A 1,657-nucleotide genomic window follows, 5' to 3' on the forward strand; every position below is an offset into this window, starting at 1 on the left:
CCGGCGTCGATGCCGAGGTCAGCGGCGTGCCCGTGGAGGTACTGGAACGCGAGCACGCTGCCGTCGCGCGCCGCCGGGTAAGGGTGCTCGGGCGCCAATTCGTATTCGTAGGAGACGATGCGGATGCCGGTCGCCGCGGCCCGGGCGGACAGCAAAGCGTCGTTGACCAGCTCCCGCGCGCTGCCGAAGGCGAACCCGCCGCCGTGCAGGAACAACTGGGTCGGCACCACGGCACCTGCATTCGGCGGTTCGTAAACCCGGCCGAAGGATTCGCCGCCAGCCGTCGGCAAAGGGATCTCGGTGATCTGCACCGCGGGGTCGACCGGCAACGCGGTCCGCCGGGCCAGTCGGTCGCCGAGCAGCACCGCGGCCCGGCGTTGCTGGTCGAAGGGCATCGGGGCTGCAGTTTCGTCCGGCTCGTCCAGCATGCCCAGCGAGCTGCGGACCTCGCGTTCTTGGCGCAGCCAGTCGACGACGCCGGCTTCCAGCCCGGAAATGGTTTCGGTATCCACAGCGATCCCCTCATCGAAGTTCTTCGATCGAAGTCAACTATACGACTCCGATTCCGGCTTGGCAACGGTCCCGGGAAGACCGCGCTCCTCTAGACTGGGCTTATGCAGAGCACTCCGAGAGCGACGATCTACAGCGTTGCCTCGCGGGCGAACGTGAGCATTTCCACGGTTTCGCTCGCCATCAACCACCCGCACCGGGTGAGTCCGGAGACCCGGCGGAAAGTAGCCGAGGCAGCGGAGGCGGAAGGCTACCGGTCCGGGGCGCACCCGGCACGCACCGGCAGCCGCCGGATCGTGGCGGCGGCACCGTTCTCCGCGTGGCCCAGCTACTACGAACGGCTCAACGGGCTGCTGGCGCGCTGCACCGCGGCCGGCGTCGAAGTAGTGATCCACGACCTGCCGTCGACGAACACGCTTGAAGCCCCGATCCTCGACGCCTTGCCGATCCGCGGCGACCTCGACGGCGTCGTGGTGATGGGCACTCCGCTCTCCGAAAAAGCGGAAGACGCCGTGCTCCGGAACGGGTTCCCCACCGTGATCCTGGACGCGGAAAGCCCCCGGTTGCCGTGCGTGCGTTTCGACGATGTGCACGGCGGCCGGTTGGTCGGCGAGCACCTGGCCCGGCTGGGCCACCGCGAAGTGCTGTTCGCGCACGAGGGCACAGTCTCGTTCGACTACGCTTCCGCGGGAATCCTGCGCTCGCAAGGGGTCGGTGAAGCCTTGCAGCGGCATGGTGGTTCACTGACTCTGGTCGACGTGACCGCGGGCGAGTTGCCGCAGGCCCTGGAACGCGGCCGGGCCACCGCGATCGCGGCCAACAACGACGACGTCGCCGTGCGGGTTCTGGACGTGCTGCGGGCTCAGGGGTTGTCGGTGCCCCGAGACATCTCGCTCTCCGGGTTCGACGGCGGCCGCGTTGCCGAGGCGCTTTCACTCACCACGGTCGCCGAGCCGTTCCGGGACTCCGGCGAAGCCGCCGCCGATTTGCTCCTGGCCCTGCTCGACGGCCGGGCGCCGACCGTGAGCACGGTGATGCTGGTCGGAGCCCTGCGGACCGGCCGGACGACCGCGGCCCTGGCCTAGCCCTTCCGAGCCAGCCCCGTTTTCGCCGCAGCCCAACTTTCACGCCAGCCCAACTTTCACGC

General features: G+C 69.0%; 2 protein-coding genes. One reads left to right on the plus strand and one right to left on the minus strand.

Annotated features, from left to right (window positions below):
- Window positions 1–512 (minus strand): alpha/beta hydrolase fold domain-containing protein (locus tag IJH84_RS25485; RefSeq protein WP_295149872.1); only part of this gene is annotated, 512 nt, incomplete at its 3' end.
- A gap of 102 nt (window positions 513–614) precedes the next feature.
- Here IJH84_RS25485 and IJH84_RS25490 point away from each other — a divergent pair.
- Complete coding sequence (locus tag IJH84_RS25490; protein WP_295149874.1) at window positions 615–1,595, plus strand: LacI family DNA-binding transcriptional regulator; 981 nt, start codon at window positions 615–617, stop codon at window positions 1,593–1,595.
- The last annotated feature ends 62 nt before the right edge of the window (window positions 1,596–1,657 follow it).

Source organism: Saccharopolyspora sp. (genome assembly GCF_017434145.1).
GTDB lineage: Bacteria > Actinomycetota > Actinomycetes > Mycobacteriales > Pseudonocardiaceae > Saccharopolyspora_C > Saccharopolyspora_C galaxeae.